The sequence below is a fragment of the Paenibacillus sp. FSL H8-0537 genome (assembly GCF_038051995.1).
GTDB lineage: Bacteria > Bacillota > Bacilli > Paenibacillales > Paenibacillaceae > Pristimantibacillus.
Window position 1 is genome coordinate 2,868,801 of record NZ_CP150290.1, and the last position, 24,749, is coordinate 2,893,549.

Below are 24,749 nucleotides of genomic sequence, written 5' to 3' on the forward strand. Positions count from 1 at the left end.
GTAAAATAAATCATCAGCGGCGCAGGTAGAGAGCTTTTGCCGCGCTATTATACAGTCAGGTGTGATAATTTAATGAAACCATTTATTTACGACTATACGCTAGAGCAGCTGCAAGATTGGATGAAAGAGAATGGCGAGCCGGCGTTTCGCGCTGGCCAGCTGTACGATTGGCTGTACGTTAAGCGTGTAAACAGCTTTGAAGAGATGAGCAATTTGTCCAAATCGCTCAGAACGAAGCTGTTTGACCAATTTCAATTTGTAACGCTTTCCGAAATAACGAAATTCGAATCCAAGGACGGAACCGTCAAGTTTCTGTTCGGGCTGCATGACAACCATGCAATCGAGACCGTTATTATGCGCCATAACTATGGCAACAGCATTTGTGTGACCACGCAGGTTGGCTGCCGGATCGGCTGTACCTTCTGTGCATCGACGCTGGGCGGCTTGAAGCGGAATTTGACCGCAGGCGAAATTATTGCTCAAGTTGTAGTAGCACAGCAAATGCTGGACGTTACGAATGAGCGTGTATCAAGCATCGTTATTATGGGTTCCGGAGAGCCGTTCGAGAACTATGATGCGACGATGATGTTTTTGCGCACGATGATTCACGAGAAAGGTCTGAACATTGGCCAGCGCCATATTACCGTTTCGACCAGCGGAATCGTGCCGAGCATGTACAAATTTGCCGACGAGAATACGCAAATTAATTTGGCGCTTTCTATTCATGCGCCGAATGATACGCTGCGCTCCAAGCTGATGCCGGTTAACCGCCGTTATCCTTTTGATGATGTGATGGAGGCTTGCCGCTATTATTTGGCCAAGACAGGTCGCCGGATTTCGTTTGAATACGCATTGATCGGCGGGGTTAATGACCGTCCCGAGCATGCGCAGGAGTTGGCGGATGTCCTTAAAGGACTGCTGTGCCATGTCAATTTGATTCCGGTCAACCATGTGCCGGAGCGAAATTATGTGCGTACGCCACGGGAGGATATTTTTGAGTTCCAGCGTATACTGGAGAAAAATAAAATAAATGCAACGATTCGCAGGGAGCAAGGGCATGATATTGCCGCCGCTTGCGGACAGCTTCGTGCGAAGCACATGGAGTCTACGACGAGGTGATAACGGTTGATTACGGCAAACCTGAGCGATATCGGAAAAGTTCGTCAAGTCAATGAAGATCATTCATGGGTAGGACAGCTAGATAATGGCATCACGTTTGCTATAGTCGCTGACGGGATGGGCGGCCATCAGGCGGGCGATGTAGCGAGCCAGCTGGCAGTGAATACATTCCGTGAAATGCTGGAGCCCATTGCGGCGAAACCTGACTTTTCCATTGAGGAAGGCAAGGCATTTTTGCGCAAAGCCATTGTAGGTGCGAATGATATCGTTTATGACATGGCATCGCGCAATGAGCAATATTATAATATGGGCACTACGATAGTCGCTGCCATGTTTCAAGGTCGGGAAGCCGTCATCGGACATATTGGGGACAGCCGCGCTTATGTCATATCCAAAAGCTGTATTGTGCAGTTGACGGAGGATCATACGCTTGTCAATGAGCTGCTGAAATCAGGGCAGATCAGCGAGAAGGAGGCGGTGGTCCATCCACGGCGCAACGTGCTCACCAGAGCGGTAGGCACCGATGCGTCTGTTGAGGTTGATATCCAGACGATTTCCTACTCGGCCGATGATTTCATCCTGCTGTGCAGCGATGGGCTGACGAACATGGTCAGCGATGATCAAATTATGTATACCGTAACGAAGGGTGGAGCGAGCCTGAAAGATAAAGCGGAGCATCTCATCCATTTGGCGCTGCGCGCTGGCGGGGACGATAACGTTACCGTCGTGCTGCTGCAAGTAAATACCAGCGCAGATCGAGAGGAGTGTACAGCTGATGATAGGGCATAATTTAGGCGGTCGCTATGAAATTCTGACTCGCATCGGCGGAGGCGGCATGGCGCTTGTCTATAAAGCCCATGACGTCCTGTTGAACCGCAATGTGGCGGTTAAAGTGCTGCGCCAGCAGTTTGTGCATGATGAAGAGTTTATACGCAGATTTCGCCGTGAGGCGCAGTCGGCAGCTGCGTTATCCCATCCCAATGTCGTTAGCATCTATGATGTAGGACAAGAGGAAGATACGCATTATATCGTTATGGAATATATCGAAGGCAGCAATCTTAATGAGATTATTATGGAGCGTGCCCCGCTGCAGGCGGATGAATCGGTTCGTATTGCCATTCAAATCTGCGATGCGCTTGGTCATGCCCATCAGAATCATATTATTCATCGCGATATTAAACCACATAATATTTTGATCGGTAAAAACGGCAGGGTCAAGGTAACCGATTTCGGTATTGCCCGCGCGGTTACTTCTTCTACTATTACCCAGACAGGCTCAGTGCTGGGCTCGGTTCATTATTTTTCTCCAGAGCATGCTAAAGGGGTAAGTACAGGCGAGAAATCCGACCTTTATTCGCTGGGCATTGTACTCTATCAGATGCTTACCGGCAATTTGCCTTTTTTGGGAGAAAGCCCAATCAGCGTCGCTTTGAAGCATTTGCAGGAAACATTTGAGGAGCCGCGCGCCCTAAACCCTCATATTCCGCAAAGTGTGGAAAATGTTATTTTACGGGCGATGCGCAAAAATCCGGGGGAACGTTACCATTCGGCTCAGGAAATGCTGAACGATTTGGAAACCTGCCTCGCGCCAAATCGAAGGAATGAGGAAAAGGTTTCATTTGCCCATGTGAACGATCTGGATGAGACTCGTGTCATGCCAGCCATTCGCGGCAGTGATATCCGTCCCATTCGCCAGAGCGAGTCAAGCTATGAGAAGGCGGAGGTTTCTTCGGATCAGACGGGTCGGCAGGGAGATAAAGAAGTTCTGAATAAGAAAGCAAAGGGCTGGAAGCGACCGACGATAATCGTGGCAAGCACGCTGGTTGTCCTGGCATTCATAATATGGGGATTCGTGACTTTGCTTGATCGGCTGGATGTAGAGGAAGTGAATGTGCCGTACGTTGTCGGCCTCGACTTGGAGCAGGCGACGGCAAAGCTTGAGGATATTGGGCTGAAGGTGCAGGAACCGACGATACGGGAGTTCCGCGACGATATACCGATCAATCAGGTATTTGAGCAGACGAAGAAAAATATGCGCGTCAAGCAGGGCTCGTTCATACAGCTATCTGTGAGTGATGGGCCGATGCTTAAGCAGCTTGGCGATTACCGGGGCAAGACGCTGCAGGCGGTTAAGGATGAGCTTTCTGCGCTTGGCATTAATCCGGATACGCAAATTGATGTTGAAGAAGTATTCAGCGAGCAGGAAGCGGATACGGTTGTTACACAACAGCCGGAGCCGGGAACGGATTTTGATCCGAATACGGTGAAACTCCAGTTTATGGTCAGCAAAGGCATGGAAACGATTAAAATGCCGAACTTGATTGGTAAAACAGTAGCTGAGGCTAAAGATATGGTGAAGGCAAATGGACTGACGCTTTCAGACGATGATATTTTGTATGAGCCGAGCTATGTGCAAGCCAAGGGCCTTGTGCTCAATCAGGACCAATACAAGCCAAATGATCCTGTTCCAAAAGGAACAAGAATCACCATTCGAGTCAGCTCCGGTCCTTCTGCGGAAGCGAAGGAGCATCAGTTCAATGTTGTCATTTCGCCAGCGAAGGCTGGAAAAACGAGCGAAATTCGCATCGTCTATACCGACTCTAGAGGGCAAAACATTGAATGGGGCAGAAACCAAATTCAAGATACCCAGACATTTCCCGTAACCGTTATCCTAGCACCGAACACTGAGGCCATGATTACGATTTATCGGGACAGTCAGTTTGTCGATACGAAATCCGTCACTTACGATCAACTGGCGCAAAGCAGCAGTTCATCTACCGTCACGGTGCCGGGCGAGGAAGAACAGGTGGTAACGCCTGTTACAGAAGAGCCGGTCGTATCGGAATCGCCAGCTCCTGAACCGACAGTGGAGCCGGAACAATCGGAGGTTAACGACAGCGATGACCAAGGAAGCGAACATGGAGAAGCGGAAGGAAAAGGCAAGGGAAAAGATGAGCAGCAGCCATAATCACGCATCTCTTGAGCTTCGTGGACGCATTGTGAAGGCGCTCAGCGGCTATTATTATGTACTGCCTGATGAGGCTGAATCTCAGGATGCAACGGTACAATGCCGTGGGCGCGGCATTTTGAAAAATAAAGGAATTACGCCACTAGTAGGCGACGAAGTTATATACAGCCTTACGGAGAACGGCGAGGGGACAGTGGAGCGGGTTTTGCCTCGCTCATCCGAGCTCATACGCCCTCCGGTGGCCAATATTGATGTAGCGATGCTGGTTTTCTCCGTAACGGAGCCAGCGCTCAATTTGACGCTGCTGGATAAGTTTCTTGTGCATATCGAGCATGCGGAGATTGAAGCGGTGCTGTGCCTTAGCAAGCAGGATTTGGAGCATGATGGCGAGGAGACAGAAGCGGCTGCTGAGGCCGCCTCTTCTGTCAACCGCATTTATTCCGCTATTGGCTACGAGATATATGGGACAAGTTCCAGACAAGGCAAGGGCATTATGGAGCTTGGGCAGCGGCTGAAAGGGCATTTGGCGGTTTTTGCCGGGCAATCGGGTGTAGGCAAGTCATCGCTGCTTAATGCAATTGTTCCTGGACTGCAGCTTGAAACGAATGCGATCAGCAACCGCCTTGGACGGGGCAAGCATACGACGAGGCATGTGGAGCTGATTGAAATTGGCGGAGGTTATGTCGCCGATACGCCTGGCTTTAGCCAGCTCGATTTCACCGAGCTTGGCATTGAAGATTTAGGCTACTGTTTTCGAGAAATACGCGCGTTGTCTCCGGACTGCAAATTCCGTGGCTGCACGCATGTGCAGGAGCCGGGCTGCGCGGTCCTTGCAGCTTTGGCAGAAGGGAAAATAGCGCCAAGCCGTCATGAAAATTACTTGCAGTTTTTAAATGAAATGAAAGATAAAAAACGGAGGTACTGACAAACCCATGACTATAATAGCACCCTCTATTTTATCGGCTGACTTCAGCCGGCTCGGAGATGAAATTTCAGGTATTGAGCAGGCCGGAGCGGACTGGATTCATGTAGATGTTATGGATGGACAGTTCGTGCCGAACTTAACCTTCGGTCCTCCTGTCATTGCGGCTGTAAGGCCAGCAACAAAGCTGCCTTTTGATGTGCATCTGATGATCGAGCGTCCGGAGTTGTCAATCGCGAATTACGCAGCCGCTGGTGCTGATCGTATTACGGTACATGCAGAAGCATGTGTGCATTTGCACCGTACGATTTATCAAATTAAGGAACGGGGACTTCCGGCTGGCGTAGCCATCAATCCAGGAACTCCGGTATCTGTACTTGAGTCTGTGCTGGGCGATGTGGATCTGATCCTGGTTATGACGGTAAATCCGGGCTTCGGCGGACAGAAGTTTATCCCTTATTCGCTTAATAAGCTGCGTCAAATCCGCAGCTTGCTAGTGGAGCGCGGGCTGCAGCATGTTCATGTGCAGGTGGATGGCGGCATCAATGAAGAAACGGCTAAGCTTGTGACGGAGGCGGGTGCGAATGTACTCGTAGCTGGCAATGCAGTATTTGCCCAAGCAGATCGCGCGGCAGCTATATCGGTTTTACGCTAGGCTGCATATCTTAAATTAAGTTTGCACTTGGGAGGCTGTAATGGAAGAATACGAGACATCTCGAGGGAAGACATGGCTGTGGGTGCTCCTATTTGCGCTCGGTATAGGCTTGCTGCTTGCGGCTTTCTCCATTCTAACTGGGATGATCAAATACGTTTTTTCTTTGCTTGCTTTGTATTTGATTTTTCAGTTTTTCAAAAGAGTCGAGAAGCTATGGGCACGAATAACGGTAATCGTGCTGGGGCTGGTGTTTTATTTCTTGGCCGTATTGGTTTATACGGCAATCCAGTTTATCAATGAGAATCCGCCACCATTGGCGTGAGCATCGCGCTTGAGAGGCTTTCTATACTCGTTCAAATGGAATAGGACAAAGGTTAAGCGCATAGGATGGTTACATGAACGCAGGTTCGTGTAACCATTTTTTTTGAAATATAGGGAAGTATATCGCCGCACTATCCTTTCTCTATATTTCTCAGAATGAAACGCGCCGCGCCCCCAAAGGATGGCTTTCGGCCGTTTCACCTTGCGTGAAACATAGCATGTGTATGCGGGAAGAAAAAGCATGTAAGTCACCATTTCGATGAGCGTGTCTGAGGAGGGATGGGCATGAAATTTTACACGATCAAGCTGCCGAAATTTTTGGGCGGGTTCGTAAAGGCGATTTTGAATACCTTCCAAAAAAGTTAGTTCCTTTGCAGCCGCCTTCGAATGATCGTGGTTTATGTGAACAATAAAAAGCACCTGAGCCCAGGTGCTTTTTGTCTACCATACAGCATAAAGCTGCAGGAGATGAATTATACGCGAGTTACTTTACCGGATTTCAGAGCGCGCGCGCTGACATAAACACGTTTCGGTTTACCGTCAACTAGAATGCGAACTTTCTGAACGTTTACTCCCCAAGAACGACGGTTTTTGTTGTTAGCGTGGGAAACGTTATTGCCTGTACCAGGGCTTTTGCCTGTTAGAAAACATTTGCGGGACATGAGTACACCTCCTTCAAGTAGTGCTGAGCTAAAAGCGCATTGTTAGCATAAGCTGTCAGTTATTGCATAAGCAAAACCGCATCGTAGCCATAAGCTCCCAGTTCTGCGTGAGCAAAACCGCTTCATTGGCTTGAAAAAGCGTCGAAGAAGCCTGCACATAAACATACTTTGATATCGTATCATAGTTGTGGGGTCTGAGCAACTAAAACTGATGTTTTTTATGGCGATTTGCCTGAGGTTGGCACCGTCTGCCCTTCTATAACGTAGCAGTTTATAGTACAATAATAATTAGTCAAAGATTTTTGTTGCAGCTTCAGTAGCAATTGACTTTGAACGGGGTAATCATTCTAGACGGCAAATAGCTGAGAATGATGAGATGAATGGGCTGCTTTCCGTTACGCCAGTTTATTAATTCCCTTTAAAGACGCGATCTACACGATAAAGGAGTGAATTTCCATGCCACTTACGCTCAGCACTGAGCTTGGCCAAATTTTCATAACAGAGGAATGCATTGCCATTATGGCAGGTTCCGCCGCGATGGATTGTTATGGCCTTGTCGGGATGGCTTCTCGCAAACAATTAAAGGATGGCATTGCCGAGCTCCTGGGCAGAGAGAATTTGGCGCGCGGCGTTGAAATTCGCAGAGAACAAGATAAACTTTATATTGATTTGTATATTATTGTGAGCTACGGTACGAAAATTTCAGAAGTAGCGCATAATATTCAGACGAAGGTGAAATATGTGATGAGCGATGTTATTGGTCTTAACGTGGACCAGGTCCATATATTTGTGCAGGATGTAAGGGTATCTACATAGCAGGAAGGGGAATTTTCATTGAGTAAGGGCTTCATTAACGGTTCCGATTTTACCGCCATGGCCGTGCTGGGCGCAGAGTTGTTAAATCAAAATGTCGATAAGGTAAATGCGTTGAATGTTTTCCCTGTGCCTGATGGCGATACGGGAACGAATATGAATTTGACGATTGCCTCGGGCATTCGTGAGCTGCGCAGCAAGCCGTCCGACCATTTAGGCAAAACGACGGAAGTGCTGTCTAAAGGACTTCTGATGGGGGCTAGAGGCAACTCAGGCGTTATTTTGTCACAGCTGTTTCGTGGTTTTTCGAAGGGACTTGCAAGCGCTGAGCAAGCTGGCCCTCAGCAGATTGCAGCGGCGTTGCAGCACGGTGTAGATCTTGCTTATAAGGCTGTTGTGAAGCCGGTGGAAGGAACGATTTTGACGGTAGCCAAGGAAGCAGCGAAGCATGCGGTTACTTATGCACGCCGTACGAATGATGTTACGGAGCTGATGAAAGAGGTTTACGAAAAAGCGAATGAAACACTCCAGCGTACACCGGATATGCTTCCTGTGCTTAAGCAGGTTGGCGTTGTAGATTCTGGCGGACAAGGGCTAGTGCTTATTTATGAAGGGTTTGTGCGTTATTTAGTTGAAGGTGAAGGTTCATATGAAAGCTATTCGTTATTATCTGAAGCAGCGCCACCTGAAGAAGTAAGTGTTCCGACGGCACAGCCAGCTTCAGCTCCACGTAAGGCAACGAATTTTGCTGCACAATCCCGTCTGGAGACGGCGGATATTGAGTTTTTCTATGATATGGAGTTTTTTATAAATCGCAAGCCTGGGGGCAAAGCTGCGCCGTTTTTTGATGAATACGCTTTCAAGAAAGCGCTTGGCAAAGATGGGGATTCCATACTTGTCATCGCTGAGGACGATATCATTAAAGTTCATGTGCATTCCCGCAGGCCGGGTGATGTGCTGAATTTGGCACTGCCTTACGGCGAGCTGACGAACCTGCATATTCTGAATATGCGTGATCAGCATCGTGAGCTTCTAGAGGAAGAAACAGCGATTCCGTCCTACGCGGTGCTGCCTGATTATGCGCTGTCGGGAAGCATTTCCTCGCCAGAGCTGCTGGCGGGAACTTCGGGAGCGGCCGTGCCGCCTGGACAAGTTCATGAGCTGGCGCCCTTCGGCATCATTGCCGTTGCTCTCGGCGAAGGCATTTCGAACATTTTTCTGGAAAATGAAGTGGATATTGTGCTGTCCGGCGGGCAAACGATGAACCCGAGTACCGAAGATTTCGTCAAGGCTATTGAATCGCTTGTGGCGGATCATATTTACTTGCTGCCGAATAACGGCAATATTATTCTTGCTGCTGAGCAGGCTGCTGAGCTTAGTGAACGCAACGTTACGGTTATCCCGACGAAGACGATTCCGCAAGGGCTTGCGGCAGTGCTGGCTTTCAAAGAGGATGAGGGCGCTTCGCGCAATACGGATTGGATGAAAAATGCGGCTGAGCAAGTTGTATCCGGCCAAGTAACGCATGCGGTTCGCGACACGACAATTGATGGCGTAAGTATTCGCGAGGGCGATTTTATCGGTATTAAAGAGAAGGCCATCGTCGCGGCGCATGAGGATCTGGCAGAGACTTGCCGCCTTCTCATTACTGAGCTTATGGCCGGCGGCGGCGAGCTGATTACGGTGCTGACTGGAGCAGAGGCGAAAGCGGAAGATACGGAAGCGCTGGAAGCATGGGTGGCAGAGGCTTATCCCGATGCAGAGCTGGAAATTCAAGAGGGCGGACAGCCGCTATATCCTTATTTATTCGCTGTGGAATAATGACAGGACATAATCATTCAACAGCTGTTTATTCGGTACGAAAGGGGTCGCGAAGATGAGGAACATTCATATTATTACCGACAGCACTTCGGATATCCCGGCTGAAAGATGTACAGAGCTGGGCATTCAGGTTATACCGCTAAAGGTGCTGTTTGGTGAAGAAACCTATTTGGATGGCGTGACGATTGGGAAGGAGCAGTTTTATGAAAAGCTGATTGCTTCGCCTGTTCTTCCGACAACCTCGCAGCCGTCTCCAGCGGAGTTTCTTGAAGTATATGAACGGATTTTGCTAGGCGATCCGGAAGCTATTATTATATCGATTCATTTGGCGTCCGTACTCAGCGGCACTTATCAGTCGGGCGTCATTGCGAAATCGATGCTCGATGAGCAGGCGGATGTGACGGTCATTGATTCTAAGTCGGCTTCGTATGGCTATGGGGTTCAGGTAGTGACGGCAGCCCGAATGGCGCGCGAGGGGGCCTCTAAAGAGGCGATTTTGGCAGAGGTGGCTCGCCTTCAAAAGGAGCTAAGCCTTTATTTCCTCGTTGGTTCGCTGGAATTCCTCCAGAAGGGTGGCCGAATCGGCAAGGCGGCAGCGCTGTTCGGATCGATTTTGAACATTAAACCGATTCTTTCCCTTGATCAGGAAGGGACGGTTCAGTCCGTGGACAAGGTGCGCGGTACGAAAAAAGCGATGCTGCGCATTATGGAAATGCTAGACAAGGATTTTGGCAATGCTCGCGTCGGGGTTGCGATTGGCTGGACGCACGGCGAGCAGACGGCGCAGGAGCTTGCGGCGCTGCTCCAAGATAAGCCGAATGTGGCATTCATTGATTTTATAACGATTGGCGCCACGGTGGGTACCCATGTGGGTCCAAATACCTCGGCTGTATTTATGTATAAAGTGTGAGGAATGATTATGATGACGCTGGAGCAATATTCCGTCCGGCAAATTAAAGGCGTGAGCGCTCCGAAGGAGCAAGAGCTTCACGCCTTTGGCGTTCATACCGTTGCTGATTTGCTGGACTATTTTCCATTTCGTTATGAGGATTATCGCGTGCGCGCGCTAGCGGATGTCAAGGACGGAGACAAAGCTACCGTACAAGGGGTTGTGCGGGGCATGCCGGTGCTGCAGCGTTACGGGAAAAATAAATCGCGGCTCACTTGTAAAATTGAGATCGACTTTTTGCTCGTTACGGCGGTATGGTTTAACCGCCATTTTTTAAGGGATCAGCTGACGCCTGGCCGTACCATTATTTTGACAGGCAAGTGGGAGCAGCATCGCCAGCAGATGACCGTCTCGGAGTCCGAGTTTCCGGAAGGGGCTGGCTCTACCAAATCAGGGACGCTGCAGCCGGTGTATTCCGTCGGTGGGGTCATTACGCAGCCATGGATGCGCAAGACGATCAAGCAGGCTTTGCAGCAATATGGCCCGATGATCGAGGAAGTGCTGCCGTTTGAGCTTATGGAGCGGCACCGGCTCATTGCTCGCCGTGATGCAGTGCTGCACATTCACGAGCCCGGAGATATACGGGAGGGTCTCGAGGCACGGCGGCGGATGGTGTATGAGGAGCTGTTTCTATTTCAGCTGAAATTGCAGGCTTACCGAATGCTCAGCCGCAAGCGGGGTGATGGCATCGCCCATATCATTGAAGCGGAGACGATTCGGCAGTTCGCGTCTACGCTGCCGTTCGAGCTGACGGATGGGCAGAAGAAGGTCGTTAATGAACTATTGGTCGATATGCGGCAGCCTGCAAGCATGAATCGGCTGCTGCAAGGCGATGTCGGCTCGGGTAAAACGGTCGTTGCCGCCATTGCACTCTATGGTGCGGTAAAATCCGGCCATCAAGGCGCGCTAATGGTTCCGACGGAAATATTGGCGGAGCAGCATATGCGTTCCTTGACGAAGCTGTTCGAGGGCATGGACATTGAGGTGGGACTGCTGACGGGAAGCATGACGGAGCGTCGTCGCCGCGATGTATTTGCGGGGCTTCAGATGGGGCTGATCGACATTGTCGTTGGTACGCATGCGCTCATTCAGGAGACGGTCTTTTTCCGCAGTCTCGGTCTGGTTGTAGTGGACGAGCAGCATCGCTTTGGCGTTAATCAGCGCAGCGTTTTGCGGCGCAAAGGAATGAATCCCGATGTGCTGACGATGACGGCGACGCCGATTCCGCGAACGCTGGCCATTACGGCTTTCGGGGATATGGATGTATCGACAATTCGCGAGCGTCCGCATGGGCGCAAGCCGATCAAAACGTATTGGGTCAAGCATAGCATGATGGACCGGGTGCTTGGCTTTATTCGCCGCGAGGTAGGAGAGGGCAGACAGGCCTATATGATATGCCCGCTCATTGAGGAATCGGAGAAGCTGGATGTGCAAAATGCCATTGACCAGTATATGCAGGTGCAGCAAGCCTTTCCCGATCTGAAAATCGGCCTGCTGCATGGGCGCCTAAGCGCGGCGGAGAAAGAGCAGGTCATGAGCTCCTTCGGTACGAACGAGCTGCATGTACTCGTAGCTACGACCGTTGTTGAGGTAGGCGTCGATGTTCCGAATGCGACGCTGATGATCGTTATGGATGCGGAGCGGTTCGGCTTGTCACAGCTGCATCAGCTGCGGGGCCGGGTTGGCCGTGGCGCCCATCAATCCTATTGCGTGCTAGTCGCTGATCCCAAGTCGGAGACAGGGCGCGAGCGCATGAAGGTCATGACGGAAACAGATGACGGCTTTGAGGTGGCGCGCCGTGACCTCGAAATCCGGGGGCCGGGCGATTTTTTCGGAACGAAGCAGAGCGGTCTGCCAGAATTTCGTGTCGCGGACATGGCGGCGGACTTCGAAGTGCTGGAAATGGCGCGGGACGACGCGGCTGAACTGTGCGCCCGCGACGATTTTTGGGACAATCCGGCCTATGCAAGAATACAGGCGAAGCTGAATCGTGATCAACTTTTTCAAGGAGAACAGCTCGATTAGGAAATATCCGGGAACCTTTGGCATATAGTTAAACGTGAAAACGGTATGCCAAGATGGAGGTGTCTGGAACATTGAGCTACCAAAAGTACGGTATCCGCCAGCAACTGGTCGAACGTATTAAAGGCAAGCTGAAAAATCCGCTCATGAAGGATCGCGTGCGCTTGCTGCTCGCTAACGTAACTAAATTCGACCTGCAGGATCGCGTCAAAGTTAGAAAGCTGGTGAAATCGACTGCCAGTATCCTGCAGGAGCCGCTTACGGATACGCAGGAGGAGCAGATCGTCGCTTTCGTTCTCGCCCAGAAGATCGACCCAAACAATACGTTTCACTTGCTCAAGCTTTGGGGCATGTTTCGCTGACCGTCTGCGGTCAGCTTTTTTTTGTTGCTTTTAGGAGATGATCATGCTTCTTATGCAACTCTATTTATCTATTATTTCCCCCATATTTTCCGTTTTTTGAAATGACTAGTTCTATCTACGGCGAACGATTATAGGACAGACGCCAATTGCATTGCAATAGTAATCAGTAACTCACATTTGGGGTGATTTAGAGGTTTGGATGATTATCGTTTGCTAGTCTGGATAATCACTAGATTGGTTCTTTAGAGTTTTGCGGTGACAGTCGTTGAGTTGGATTAGTATTCGCCCATAGAATGGAATCATGTACAGAAAACGGAAGAGAAAGGGGCGATCAGATGGTTAACAGATTGTGGAACGTGTGCAGGAAATGGACAGCGCTGACACTTGCGGGTGCTATGCTACTCGCAGCTGTGCCGTTGCCGGCGGCTGCCAGTGATATGAAAGAATGGGAGGAAGCAGTCTCCCTTGGAACGTTGTCGGAACCGGAGATTTCCAGCGCCAGCGAAGAGGTCGAGTTAAAGAGCTGGGCGCAAAAGGATTTCTCGTTGCAAATTGGAAATGTCATTGTAAATGTTACTGGTGCACTGTCGGCCGAATCCGCCTCATCCCTTACAATTCCAACGGGCCTAGTGCATTACGCCAAAAGTGAAAGCGCTTCAATAAGTTTGGATCTGAGCGGCAACGAGCTAGACGACTCAGACCTGACCAATCTGAGTACAGCTGTCGTATCCAAGCTCGCCATCGTGCCGGGCACGAACGAGCTTGTTGCCACGTTTGCGGATCAGAGCACTTATCCGGTTGAATACCGTGTTCATGTGAAGGATCAGAGCGTGTTTGAGACACCGTCTAGCTCCAGCGACTACTCCTTCGATCTGGTCGCTGGTGACCATGCCGGAGCGCTGGGCAGCCCGCCTGATGTGAAAGTGCAGCAAGCCATGCCCGCTGAAATCGACCCGGACAATACGTTGACGGTTGCGCCTCAAGGACAGCGGCTTATTGTCGGGCATACGAACGGCAATGCGAATATCGGCTCCCTGAGCGGCATCAGCTATTACGTCTTCGACGCGAGAGAGGATGCAGCCACGATTGAAGCGGATATTCAGATTAAGTCAGTCGGCAATTCAAGCAATAAGGGCGTATTCTTCGGCATGTTCGACAGCGGGAATAGCATCTCGCGAATCGCAACCATTGGGATGAGGGGGAACAAAACCCTCCGAAATGTGTACAGCAAGAGCGGAAGCCCGAATACGCCAAGCGCGGGAAGCATGAACCTTACTTATCAAATTGGGGATACGATTCGTATGGTGAATCAGAAGCAGGCTGGCGGCTGGTATTCGGAGGCAACTCTAAGCAAGCAAACATACAGTGCTTTAATTGAATACAGGAATATTGCGCTAGATGGCGGAGAGGAGGAAAGGCTGAAATACGGCTTCGCATTCTCCGATGTCGAGGCGGTTATTCGAAATCTTGTGTTTAAGGATGAGCAAGGGAATGTGCTGTATGATCAGAACGATGCTTATGCCGCCATCGGCGATGCTCCGAAGGCAACCGGGATTGCACAGCCCGTGCTGTCTGAAGACAGAACGCAAATTTCCTTATCCTGGAACGGTGATACGCCGAGTGCGGATGATGACGCAGCTTACGTCGTCGAAATGTCAACCGACGGCGGAGCAACCTATAAGATCATAGCCGATCAGTTGAAGGACAAATTCTACATGGCAACCGTGGAGGCAAGCGGCTTCTATCAGTTCAAAGTGTACGGCATAGCAGGCGCTATCCGTACGGAGCCGGTCATATCCGCCACGGTTGCGGTAGTCGAGCCGCTTGCGGCCCCGGTCGCCACAATCGAGAGCGGCGACGGAAAGCTGACGCTTCATTGGAACAGCGTGAATGAGGCCGCCACATACGCCATCTACCGCAGATCTTCTGATCAGAGCGAATATGCTCTGCTGGCCAAGGAATTAATGGCAACAACCTATACAGATACAGATGTCATAAATGAAATGCCATATTATTACTACGTTGTGGCGAATTCGGCGATCAATTCCAGCAACGGCTCGGTACCGGTATTGTCCGTGCCTTCTGCGGGGCATACGGGAGAATACGTATATGAAGACGCAGCGGCTGAACTATTCATCACGAAAAAATCTTATGACACGGTGTTTGCGGACAAAGCAACGCTTGAGGGTGTCGTCGACCGCAGCGGCACGTTGAGACTGCTTGTCAACAGTGTCGAGCAGGAACAGCTCAAGCTGAACCCGAAGGAAGCGTTCGGCTTCCGAGCCCTGCTGATGCAGGGACGCAATGATGTTACCCTCCTCTTCACGGATCAGAGTGGGAATACGACCAGATCGTCCTTCAACTTTGTATATTTAACTCATTACGATGCGATTGTCGATGCCGCCTATCAGGGTCTGCAAGGAGGGCTGTCGGAGGAGCAGCCCGGTGTCAAGCTTTACAGCACTGTGCAAGCAGCCGTTGATGCCGTACCTGCCGATAATTCGGAACGTACCGTTATTTTAATCAAGGAAGGCAGCTACGACGAGCACCTTAGAATTTCTGCGCCTAACATCAGCCTGATTGGCGAGGATCGGGATCAAGTCAATATCAACTTCTACGATCCGGTTCTGTCGCCGGAAGGTGGCAGCACCGCAGATAGGAATGCGGTATATATTCTGGAAAGCGCTGCGAACTTCTCCGCAGAGAATCTGACTTTTGAGAATACGTACCGCTACTTGGGTGATGGCTCCAAATCCAACGAATCAGCCGATGCGCTGCGGGTAGATGCGGATCAGAGCACCTTTGTCCATGTGAAGCTGATCGGTTATCAGGATACGCTGTATGCCAGCAAAAATCGTCAATATTATTACAAGAGCTACATTATTGGTAATGTGGACTTTATTTACGGAGACGCACAGGCGTTGTTTAATGATTCGGATATCGTCTTCCGATATCATCCCATGAGGAACAGCGGCTACGTAACCGCTCCGAGAACGGCTGCCGACAAGTCATACGGTTATATTTTCAACAATAGCCGAATTATTGCCGAGGAAGGAGCCTCCGGCACGAAATATTTACTCGCGCGGCCTTGGGGACCGGATGGTGCCGCAACATTCATCAATATGTATATGAGCGGGATTGTGAACAAGCAAGCGCCGTATACAGATATGAGCGGCAACCTGGCGGTAAAGGCGCGCTTCAATGAATACTACACCTATGGAGACGGCTTCGCGATTCATAGCGGACGGCCACAAATTTCAAAGATCCAGGCGGAGAAGATGCTCACGCCCTCCTTCCTTGGGTGGGACCCTTATGAGACGGTTATTGCTAGATCACAAGGCGACTATGTTGGGAATAGGACAACCGTCGCTGAGGAGAAGTTCGTCGAGTCCACCTATGTGTTTGACAAAGCTAGCCCCGACTCCTCCGATGATACCGGACTTGGCCGCTATGCTCTGGAGGGCTACGCAGCGTCTAGGCAGGTAACGGGCGGCGGGCTGCTGCTGGAGACATCGGCGAACTACCATAAGGTTGCAACACCTGAGCAATTTCTAAGCGCGCTCGCCGGGGCAAAGGACACAGGTAAGGCAGCAGTCATTGAACTGCTCGGCGATATTGCGCTTGGTTCCGAGGAAATCGGGGATGCGATTACGAAATACGGCAGACTCATTCAGCCGGCCCAGCATCAACCGCTGCTGCATCCGAAGCTGAAAAAGTCTGGTATTTCTACGCTCCGGCTTGAGGGCTTGAGCGGTCTTACGATTTTCTCCCAGAACGGAGCAAAGCTGACTCACGTAAAAATAGAAATCAACGGCTCAAGCAATATCATCATTCGGAATTTAGTGTTCGACGAGTTGTGGGAGTGGGACGAGCAGACGGGCGGCGACTATGACCGCAATGATTGGGATTATATTACTGTCCAGGAAGGCAGTACAGGCATCTGGATCGATCATAGCACCTTCTATAAAGCGTATGACGGCATCGTTGACATAAAAAAAGCCACAGACACAGATACAACCGATGTTACGATTTCGTGGAGTCGGTTTCTACCTGAAAGCGAAGGCTCGTTCTTCCATGATATGATGGAACTGCTAGAGGCCAATCCGGAGCAATACCCTTATTACAATAAGCTGCTGACCGAGTTCGGCATGACCAAGGAGCAAGCACGCTCCTTTGCAGCGGCGCAGAAGAAAACTCATCTAATCGGCGCTTCGGATACGGAGGCCAATCAAAAGAATTTAAGAATTACGCTGGCCAACAACTATTACCTTAACTCTATGGACCGGATTCCACGGCTCCGTGCAGGCTCCGGCCATGTATACAACACAATTATGGATGCGTCCGCGCTGCTGGCGCTACGCCAGTCGCTTGCGAACGAACAGGCGCAACCAAAGGTCGTCAGCAACGGCGCAATTTCGACCGTAGGAGCTTCTCTGCTGATTGAGAATTCCGATATTCGCGGTATTGTCAAAGCGCTGCTAAGCGGCAATGGGGCGAGTCCAGCCGGTTATATAGGCGCTGTCGACACGTTATACACCCTAAATGGGATTCCAGCAAGCTTGATGGTAACTGATGAGTCCCAGGCCAGACTTACGCTGGATGCGACCGCATTTAAGAGCAAGCTTCCTTATCATTATCAGCTGTATGAAGCAGAGCAACTGGACAGACTGGTGCTTCCGTATGCAGGAGCTGGCAAGCTGAAGCTGCTGCCGGTGCAGTGGGCGAAAACCTCCTACAACGATTCCTCTGATCCGACCCAGCCGACTACGCCGTCGTCAGGCGGAGGCCAACACGGAAATGATCAAGGAAACGGCAGCAGCAATACATCCGTCGGCACGAGCAGCGGCGTCGAGCAGCCATCCATCGCTCAGGTCAAGGCCGCTTTCGAGAAGCTGAGCGACGCAGAGCAGCAGAAGCTGGCGACCTCTATAGAGGAATTTCTGCCGTATACCTGGTCCTCCGAGCAGGGGTTAACGATCAAGCTACTTGCCTCGTTGACGAATCATGCGTTTACGAACGAGGAGCTGGCGATCATTGCCGCGAATCCGGTAGAAGCGCTGAAGGCGCTGGGTATCCATATTGAAGGCCGCTATCGCGTGCTCAAGCTCCCGTCCTCAACGAGCGCCAGCTTCAAAGACGCAGATGATCGACATTGGGCGTTAGCCTCTATCCGTGAGGCCGCTAGGCTTGGCTTAGTAAGCGGCATGCCAAATGGCACGATTGCTCCGAACCAGCCGCTCCGGACAGCGGATGCTTTCACCTTCTTGGACCGCGTGTTTATGAAAAGCGGTCTGGTCGCTAGCTCGCTGCCAAGAAGTACGGTCGAGCGGTACGTAACAGATAAATCGCACTGGTCCTTCTACGCCACGGCCTCGATCGGCGCAAAGCTCAGCGAGCAGACGCTGAGGGCTGCCAGCAGTCTGGGAGAGGAGCCGATCACCAGAGAGCTGCTTGCGCAGGTGATCTACGAAACGACCAGAGGCAGTCTTGACCCTGTCAGAGATGCGCAGACATTTGCCGACATTGCTAGCTCGCCATACCGGGAAGGCATTGAATATTCCGTGAGGGTGGGAGTGCTTTACGGCGTCTCTGCGTCGACAATGGAGCCTGACCGAGCGCTGACAAGAGCTGAGATGATTGCGATTATAGTCAGACTAAGCGAGCGGCTGTCATAACCCCCAAGAAGGCATCTGCCCTTCAAACTAATTTAAAGGTACAACTACTCAAGAAGCAGGAGTAGGTTGTACCTTTTTCTTTCTCTCTAAGAAATGGATTTTTTTGTGCAAAACCAAAATATACATAATCATCTGATGAAAATAATACAACGCTTACCAGCGGGCCTGGAAGCGGATGGAACAAAGAAGTGTTTATTGGAATAAACGAGCATTCTCAAAAGGAGTCATGAAAAGCCCGTTGCTCCTTTATGCGGGGAAGAGGCCGGCTACAAGACGGAATCATCGGTGGAGTCGTTGGCGGATACTGCTGTTCTTTTCTGGCAAGACTATCTTTTTAGCATAATTGCAGCTTTTGGAATAGGAAGTTAGCGATAAAGGATGGAGGAGAGTTCATGGGAGGCGCAGGCGGAAAGCTTGGGAGCGGTTTTAGAGCGTGGCTTCTGCGCTGCATCCAGCTGCCGGCAGATGCTTGGCAATACGCGGTTGGCAAGTGGCATAGCTTTGGCGAGTCGCAAAAAATGGCTGCAGAAGCGCACCCGCTTGTTATGCAGCCTGCAATCGTCTCTAGACTTGCAGCCTCATGGACGCAGCTTGAGCTGGAGCAGAAGCAGGAAGCTGGTAGCTCCAATGCTAACGCTAATGGCAATTTTGAAGCTGCCGAGAGCACGGCTGTTGCTACGGCTACGGTTGTGGGCTCAGCCGATCATTTGCTGCTTGCCACGATCCGAGCAGACGCTGTTCATCTGAACCGCAACAATGTGACGAGAACGGAAGCTTATTTGGCGATTTATGAACGTTGGCCGGAGCTGCACTGGGCGCTGCTTGCCCATTTGGTTTCACGCAATGGCGGCTGGAATATGACCGATTTACAAGGGGAGTGGCTGCCTTACTTACTGGGCCGATCCGCCCGCGAGGCTGTATTCCGCTTTTTGGAGCGCGCGAATGCGTTGATCTTTCAGGATGCTTATCCGCAGCTGCTGCTGTATGAGGCAAGCTGCAAGGCGGGGCGTCCTTTGTTTCATTTGCTGCCGCAGTTGGGTGTGTCACGCTTTATGGTTCCGGTTTGGCAAATGTTTTGGGAGAGCGGCGATTCCGCCGTTTTGACGGTTGCACTTATTGTAAATGAGCAAAATTACATTGAAAACCGAATTGTTCAGCATCCTTTTTTCCGCAAGGAGGTGCTGGATACGGTTTTTTTCGGCTTGCAGTCATTATTGCAGCTTAATGCGGTTCTGTTTTGCTATCGGTCCGGGGGGGAGGAAATGAAGCTGGCGGGGCTTGTTTTGGAAAGCTTCGACAATCTGAAGGAACGAATCGAGTTTGGCAAACGGCTGTATGCGCTGCTTTTCGCTGTGCCGGAGGTGCATGGCGGTGCCTTTGCTTTCGCGCAGGCCATCCGTCACACGGGTTCACGTGCGGATTATGCCTCTCATTTGTTTGCAGCGATCAGGCGTGATCCGCCAAAAAGGCCTTACAAGGAGCGGTTATCGGGGAGACGGCTTGCACCTAGTGCAGCTCCATTATTCAGCCCGGAGCTAAGCAGCGTCTGGCCAGATCGGGAGGTTGAGGCGCCTGAGCCTGGCGATTGGTTCCGGCAGGCTGCACAGGTGCTTCCCTATTTTCAAAAGCTGCCGCTGCCGCATTCTTTTGAAATGACCAATGAATACAGCCTGCTGCTGAACAAAATTGAACTGGCTGTGCTGGCTTCTCAGCAGTGGAAGCCATAATCCATCGTGTGAACGAATGGTACAGCCAATGGAGCAAGCCGTTTAGTTCATAGGATCGTCAGCATTCTGCTCTACTATTATCCTTATTCCACCAAAGCGGCCAAGGAGATGCTTTTATCTACAACACGCTGTTATACGTCGAAAATAGCGGCTACCTGTTCGCCAAAACGGGCAGTGTCTACGCTGCCGATATTAGTGCTGTATCCGTTTTTGCAGAAGTATTTTGAGAAGGGCGTTATGATCGGTTCGATCAAAGGGTATAAGCGGGGGACCACTGCGGCAGGCTGCTGCTCGGTGGTCCTTTTGCCTGTTATCCCCTTAGCTCAGAAGATGGAGTTCAAATCAGCCATAACGAACCAGATGGCTGATTTTCATTTGTATACGAATCATTTTTTTAATTCTCTATCTGGAATATTTTTTTAGATATAAGAAAAAGATAATGAGGGAAATTGTGTTTTTAAAGGAGGGAGTATACCTATGAAAATAAACAATAAAATTGCCATTTTGCTAGTGCTAAGTTTAAGTTTTCTGATCCTCGGTTGCAGGGCGGACTCCAGCCGACAGATCAATCAACAAAGTGTCAAGTTCCATATCACGGAAAATCAAAATGCCAAACCTGTCATATTTATCTTGGTTGATTCTTTAATGGACAAGCCTTTGCAAGAGGCGATTCAAGAAGGCCGTGCACCCGCAATGCAATATCTCCTTAAAAACGGGCAATATTTCCCGCAGGTTGTGAGTTCATTTCCCACGATGTCCGTGACGGTCGACAGCACATTATTAACGGGAACGTACGCAGACCAACATCATGTGCCCGGACTTGTGTGGTACAGCGACAAAGAGAAACGCATGATTTTCTACGGAAATGGTGCCAAAGAGGCGTTGAAGATAGATCAGCTGCAAGTATTTATGGAAGCTGTTTATCAGTTAAACCAAGTTCACTTGAGCAAAAAAACGAAAACGATTCATGAAGAGTTGGCCGACAAAGGAAAAGAATCCGCGTCAATCAATGCTCTTGTTTTTAGAGGGAGAACGGAGCATGTCTTAAACGTGCCTCGCTTCATAACGTACAGAAACCGTGTGCCAGAACAATTGATAGTAACAGGACCTAAATGGTTTTCCTATGCAGCTCTTGCACAACTGGATCCGAACAATAGCTGGAATACTCTTTTGTGGAAAAAATACGGGATGAATAATGAGTTTTCCGCTCAAGACACTGCTTTTCTGATTAATCAAAAAAAACTTCCAAACGTAACCATCGCATACTTTCCGGAGAATGATCATTCGGTGCATAAAAAGGGCCCAGCTCAGTTGGGTGGAATTGAAAAAGCGGATCAAGCGCTGCAAGTCGTGCTTAACGCATACGGTTCGTGGGAGCAGGCTGTAAAAAATGCTATATGGATCGTCATGGGTGACAGTGCGCAAACCGCTGTTTATAATGATCGGCAGGCAGCAACTGTTGAATTGATGCCGCTTTTGAACGATTACCGCATCGCAAAATTAAATCAACCTGTAAAAACCGAGGACCAAATTGTGATTTCCACTAATGAACGGATGGCTTATGTCTATGCGATTGATGCAAAAGTGGAGTTGTCCGATGTCGTGAAGCTTTTGCAAAATGAGGACAAACTCGATATCATTGCAAGGAAAGACGATAAAAATATCCTTGTTACATCGGGGAAAAATGGTAACACTTTTTCTTATCGTCCCGGAGGAAACCTCAGCGATGAATATGGGCAGTCGTGGACATTATCGGGCGAACCGGGAAACCTTGTGGATATTACGATAAATAATAACCGGATCAAGTATGGAATATATCCTGACGTTTTGGCGAGGTTATACGGGGCAATGCATTCTCATGAAGGAAGATACGTTGTCGTCACGGTCCAACCCGGATATGAACTCGTCAGTGAAAGTTCCACTACCCACATCGGAGGGGGATCTCATGGTTCACTGCATGAAAAAGATTCCCTTGTCCCATTAATCATTTCCGGAACGAATACACGGCCCAAAACACTGCGGATCGTTGATATCAAAGACTGGATTCTGCAATTGGTGAACGGGTAAGCTTTAAACTAATAAAACATAGCATCAATCATATTGTTCATGTTTATCCAAACAAAATCATTGCCTTGAGCGAGTCTTATATTTTTTTGCTGCTGATCAATTTTTGTTACTACTCCTGTTAATTCCAAATTATCAAATTCTCCGAATAAAACCAAGGTAACCTTCTTCCTGAACAGCATTGATTCAGCGATGATTCTGAATAGCCGTTCTGTTTCTTGATCATCCAATTGTGGACGTGAGTTCTTTCGCAAATTCTGCTGGTGTAGGATGTAAGCTTCCTTGTGCTGTGGGAGCATCATGCGGCTAGATTCCCAGAGCCCGTTCTTTTCAAGTTTTTTGCTCATTTGTAGTGCCCTCCGATTTTTATGGATCTATCCGCTGCTTGCCCTGCGGCAGTAAGGGATGAAGCTCTTACAATGGCGGTGCTTCCGTATCGATTTTTAATGCTGTCTGTCACTTTCTCCAGCGCTCTAAGCTTGATCTGATCATCAAAGAGGGTGAGCTGATAGCTTTGATCGTCCATGAGCTGGCTGATGGTTACACCGACCCGGCGTACAGGCATGCCATCCCAATATTTATAAAAGAGCTGCTTCACCGCTTCAAAAACCGTTTTGGTATGGTTTGTGGGATCGAGAAGCTTCATTTGGCGCGAAAATCCGGTGGGCGCTTCGTAGGGACTGCACATGCAGTTGACCGTGACAACATGGCCCATATATTTTTTGCGACGGCAATCGCGGCAAACTTCCTCGGTCAGCTCTAATAAAACGGTATCTACCTCCCATGGCTCCATATAATCTCTGGGCAAAGTCATCATATGGCCAACCGATTTTGGCGGAGTGTTGAAGGTTTCAGGTGTAACCGGACTGTCATCGATGCCGTTGGCCGTTCGCCACAGCACCTCGGCATGAATATCGGATTGCTTGCCAAAGCGAAAGCGAAGCCGATCCTTGAGACGCGGAAGCGGCGTTCTGGCAATATCGCCTATTGTATGCATGCCAAGACGAGTGAAATGGGTGGTCATGCGTGAGCCGACTCCAAACATTTTATGGACCGGCTGCGGCCACAGCAAAGCTTCGACTTCTGTTTTAGGGAGGGTGAAGATGCCATCCTTATTCTTTTTTGCCCAGATGTCCGTGGCCATTTTAGCAAGCATTTTATTGGAGCTTATGCCTACCCTTATCCATACGCCTGTCTGCAGGAGAACCTTCTGTTGAAGGGCTTTGGCTATCGTAACAGGGTCTCCGAAAAGAGGGAGGCTTGCCGTAATGTCCAGAAACTGCTCATCAATGCTGAAAATTTCAACCAAATTCGTAAACTCCTGATAAATGCCCGTAATCATTATAGAGGCATCGATATAATGCTGCATGCGGGGGCGCAGGACGACGAGCTCTGGACATTTATTTAAAGCGATTCCGAGCCGTTCGGCTGTCGTTATGCCGTATTGCTTGGCAATGGGGCAAGCCGCTAAAATAATGCCCGAGCGGCGCTCAACAGAGCCAGCCACAACAACGGGTTTATTTTTACACTCCGGATGGCTGGCTTTTTCAATACTTGCGTAAAAACTTTGACAATCTGCGAGCAATATAACCCTTTCAGCTGTTTCCCTCATTCCAACCGCCTCCGCATATTCATCAGCATGGTCATTAGCTCAGCTTTCACTAAACTTCTCAGCATGGTGAAATGGTGGATATAACCGCGAACTTTATATTCAACATGGACCCCTCGCGCATTCATCTCGGTGTTTAACGCTTTAATATTTCGTTCTTTCATTTGTTTCTTAATGCTTTGCAGTTCAAGATAGATGCTTTGTTCCATTTCATTGAGATAAAAAAGGATATGATTATAAATAATTTTATTCCGATACATTTTTAATTCGTTGATGTCTCTAGCTAACATTTCGAGAAGGATCGGCAGCAAGGTATGCTTTTTAATGATTAGCAAATCCTCTTCCGTTTCGATGATTGAATGGACACTCATAGCTACACCACCATGACGCGAACGTTTATTCGTATTCTGTATTATATACCGAATGTATGTTCTCTATGCAAGGTTTCGCAGGCAGGTAATTTCGACCAGCTTGGATTCTGCATCGAGGAGACGATGATTGCAAATTTCTTATTTTTAAATGGTATTCAATACGAATATGAGCTTGATGACGAATGGAATTCTAGAGGGCATCAACGGAATTGTTCAAGCTTGTTGACAATTGGTAGATTTGTAATTTATATTAAATACAGTAAGCACTAGGTGCTGTAAATCTACTAGTGTAAACTCTCTTGAAGCAAAACTTTAACGCAATACTGTTCGTTCCCGTCGAGGAAGAAAATGGAGAGGTGATGGGGTACTTAGTCCCAGTTTTGTACACGCCCTGTCCATTTACGAGTGACATTCATTGTAGTTATGTAGAGCATTTTCAGCAGCGCTTCATCGCTTGGGAAAATGCTTTTTTCTTTAGTGGCTTTGCGATGTTGACGATGGTAACCCTCGAGCATTTCCGTCGTTGTACTCTTCGCGTCATGCTTTTCATGTTCTGCACCGTGTCATATTCCGCCTCCAGCATAAATTGCAGCGTCTCTGCAAACAACTCTTTCAGTGCGAATGCACATTGTCCATCGTTTTGAGATTGTTCTCCTTCACTTTCACTTGCTCATTACTGAATATCACCA

The 24,749-nt window shown here is 49.5% G+C and carries 19 protein-coding genes and 2 pseudogenes; 16 read left to right on the forward strand and 5 right to left on the reverse strand.

Annotated elements, in window-relative coordinates:
* Positions 1-72 precede the first annotated feature (72 nt).
* The 7 genes from rlmN (at position 73) to spoVM (ending at position 6,351) form a co-directional block, all read left to right on the forward strand.
* A complete protein-coding gene (gene rlmN, locus MHB80_RS12095; protein WP_341282369.1) occupies positions 73-1,119 on the forward strand; it encodes a 23S rRNA (adenine(2503)-C(2))-methyltransferase RlmN in 1,047 nt (348 codons plus the stop codon).
* A 6-nt stretch (positions 1,120-1,125) separates the two neighbouring features.
* Complete coding sequence (locus MHB80_RS12100; RefSeq protein WP_341282370.1) at positions 1,126-1,908, forward strand: Stp1/IreP family PP2C-type Ser/Thr phosphatase; 783 nt, start codon at positions 1,126-1,128, stop codon at positions 1,906-1,908.
* The gene (pknB, locus tag MHB80_RS12105; RefSeq protein WP_341282371.1) at positions 1,895-4,087 is read left to right on the forward strand and encodes a Stk1 family PASTA domain-containing Ser/Thr kinase; all 2,193 of its coding nucleotides are present in this window, start codon (positions 1,895-1,897) and stop codon (positions 4,085-4,087) included. The genes MHB80_RS12100 and pknB overlap by 14 nt, the downstream gene beginning before the upstream one ends.
* Entirely contained in the window at positions 4,071-5,012 is a 942-nt protein-coding gene (gene rsgA, locus MHB80_RS12110; RefSeq protein WP_341282946.1) for a ribosome small subunit-dependent GTPase A, read from the forward strand. Before pknB ends, rsgA begins: the two co-directional genes overlap by 17 nt.
* 7 nt (positions 5,013-5,019) lie before the next feature.
* A complete protein-coding gene (gene rpe, locus MHB80_RS12115; protein WP_341282372.1) occupies positions 5,020-5,664 on the forward strand; it encodes a ribulose-phosphate 3-epimerase in 645 nt (214 codons plus the stop codon).
* A 40-nt stretch (positions 5,665-5,704) separates the two neighbouring features.
* Positions 5,705-5,986: a hypothetical protein gene (locus MHB80_RS12120; RefSeq protein ID WP_341282373.1), complete on the forward strand. Its 282-nt coding sequence runs from the start codon at positions 5,705-5,707 to the stop codon at positions 5,984-5,986.
* Positions 5,987-6,270: 284 nt separating this feature from the next.
* A complete protein-coding gene (spoVM, locus tag MHB80_RS12125; RefSeq protein ID WP_040711006.1) occupies positions 6,271-6,351 on the forward strand; it encodes a stage V sporulation protein SpoVM in 81 nt (26 codons plus the stop codon).
* A 107-nt stretch (positions 6,352-6,458) separates the two neighbouring features.
* Here the strand turns inward: spoVM and rpmB are convergent, their stop codons facing one another.
* Positions 6,459-6,647 (reverse strand): 50S ribosomal protein L28, encoded by a 189-nt coding sequence (gene rpmB, locus MHB80_RS12130; protein WP_046230617.1) that lies wholly within the window; start codon positions 6,645-6,647, stop codon positions 6,459-6,461.
* 456 nt (positions 6,648-7,103) lie between these two features.
* Here rpmB and MHB80_RS12135 point away from each other — a divergent pair, with 456 nt between their 5' ends.
* The 9 genes and pseudogenes from MHB80_RS12135 to MHB80_RS12175 all read left to right on the forward strand — a co-directional run bounded on the left by MHB80_RS12135 (position 7,104) and on the right by MHB80_RS12175 (position 22,083).
* Positions 7,104-7,463: an Asp23/Gls24 family envelope stress response protein gene (locus MHB80_RS12135; RefSeq protein WP_341282374.1), complete on the forward strand. Its 360-nt coding sequence runs from the start codon at positions 7,104-7,106 to the stop codon at positions 7,461-7,463.
* Between the two features lie 57 nt (positions 7,464-7,520).
* On the forward strand, positions 7,521-9,281 hold the full coding sequence (locus tag MHB80_RS12140; protein WP_341282947.1) for a DAK2 domain-containing protein: 1,761 nt from the start codon (positions 7,521-7,523) through the stop codon (positions 9,279-9,281).
* Between the two features lie 55 nt (positions 9,282-9,336).
* Positions 9,337-10,191, forward strand: coding sequence for a DegV family protein (locus tag MHB80_RS12145; protein ID WP_341282375.1), 855 nt, complete (start codon positions 9,337-9,339; stop codon positions 10,189-10,191).
* Positions 10,192-10,203: 12 nt separating this feature from the next.
* Positions 10,204-12,255 carry an ATP-dependent DNA helicase RecG gene (gene recG / locus MHB80_RS12150; RefSeq protein WP_341282948.1) on the forward strand — a complete coding sequence of 684 codons (2,052 nt, stop codon included), beginning with the start codon at positions 10,204-10,206 and terminating at the stop codon, positions 12,253-12,255.
* A gap of 71 nt (positions 12,256-12,326) precedes the next feature.
* The gene (locus MHB80_RS12155; protein WP_341282376.1) at positions 12,327-12,614 is read left to right on the forward strand and encodes a stage VI sporulation protein F; all 288 of its coding nucleotides are present in this window, start codon (positions 12,327-12,329) and stop codon (positions 12,612-12,614) included.
* Positions 12,615-12,949: 335 nt separating this feature from the next.
* Positions 12,950-18,289, forward strand: a complete 5,340-nt coding sequence (locus tag MHB80_RS12160) for a pectinesterase family protein (RefSeq protein ID WP_341282377.1) — start codon at positions 12,950-12,952, stop codon at positions 18,287-18,289.
* 392 nt (positions 18,290-18,681) lie between these two features.
* Positions 18,682-20,016: a DUF2515 domain-containing protein gene (locus MHB80_RS12165; protein WP_341282378.1), complete on the forward strand. Its 1,335-nt coding sequence runs from the start codon at positions 18,682-18,684 to the stop codon at positions 20,014-20,016.
* Positions 20,017-20,190: 174 nt separating this feature from the next.
* Positions 20,191-20,274: pseudogene (locus tag MHB80_RS12170) on the forward strand (carbohydrate ABC transporter permease); the annotation flags it as partial.
* 219 nt (positions 20,275-20,493) lie between these two features.
* Complete coding sequence (locus MHB80_RS12175) at positions 20,494-22,083, forward strand: alkaline phosphatase family protein (protein ID WP_341282379.1); 1,590 nt, start codon at positions 20,494-20,496, stop codon at positions 22,081-22,083.
* Positions 22,084-22,091: 8 nt separating this feature from the next.
* Here MHB80_RS12175 and MHB80_RS12180 read toward each other — a convergent pair whose 3' ends face one another.
* From MHB80_RS12180 to MHB80_RS12195, 4 genes and pseudogenes are all read right to left on the reverse strand, one after another.
* Positions 22,092-22,427, reverse strand: a complete 336-nt coding sequence (locus tag MHB80_RS12180) for a YolD-like family protein (RefSeq protein ID WP_341282380.1) — start codon at positions 22,425-22,427, stop codon at positions 22,092-22,094.
* The gene (locus tag MHB80_RS12185) at positions 22,424-23,692 is read right to left on the reverse strand and encodes a DNA polymerase IV (RefSeq protein ID WP_341282381.1); all 1,269 of its coding nucleotides are present in this window, start codon (positions 23,690-23,692) and stop codon (positions 22,424-22,426) included. Before MHB80_RS12185 ends, MHB80_RS12180 begins: the two co-directional genes overlap by 4 nt.
* Positions 23,689-24,060, reverse strand: coding sequence for a hypothetical protein (locus tag MHB80_RS12190; RefSeq protein WP_341282382.1), 372 nt, complete (start codon positions 24,058-24,060; stop codon positions 23,689-23,691). Before MHB80_RS12190 ends, MHB80_RS12185 begins: the two co-directional genes overlap by 4 nt.
* A gap of 368 nt (positions 24,061-24,428) precedes the next feature.
* Positions 24,429-24,584, reverse strand: a pseudogene (locus MHB80_RS12195) (IS256 family transposase); the annotation flags it as partial.
* Between the last annotated feature and the right edge of the window lie 165 nt (positions 24,585-24,749).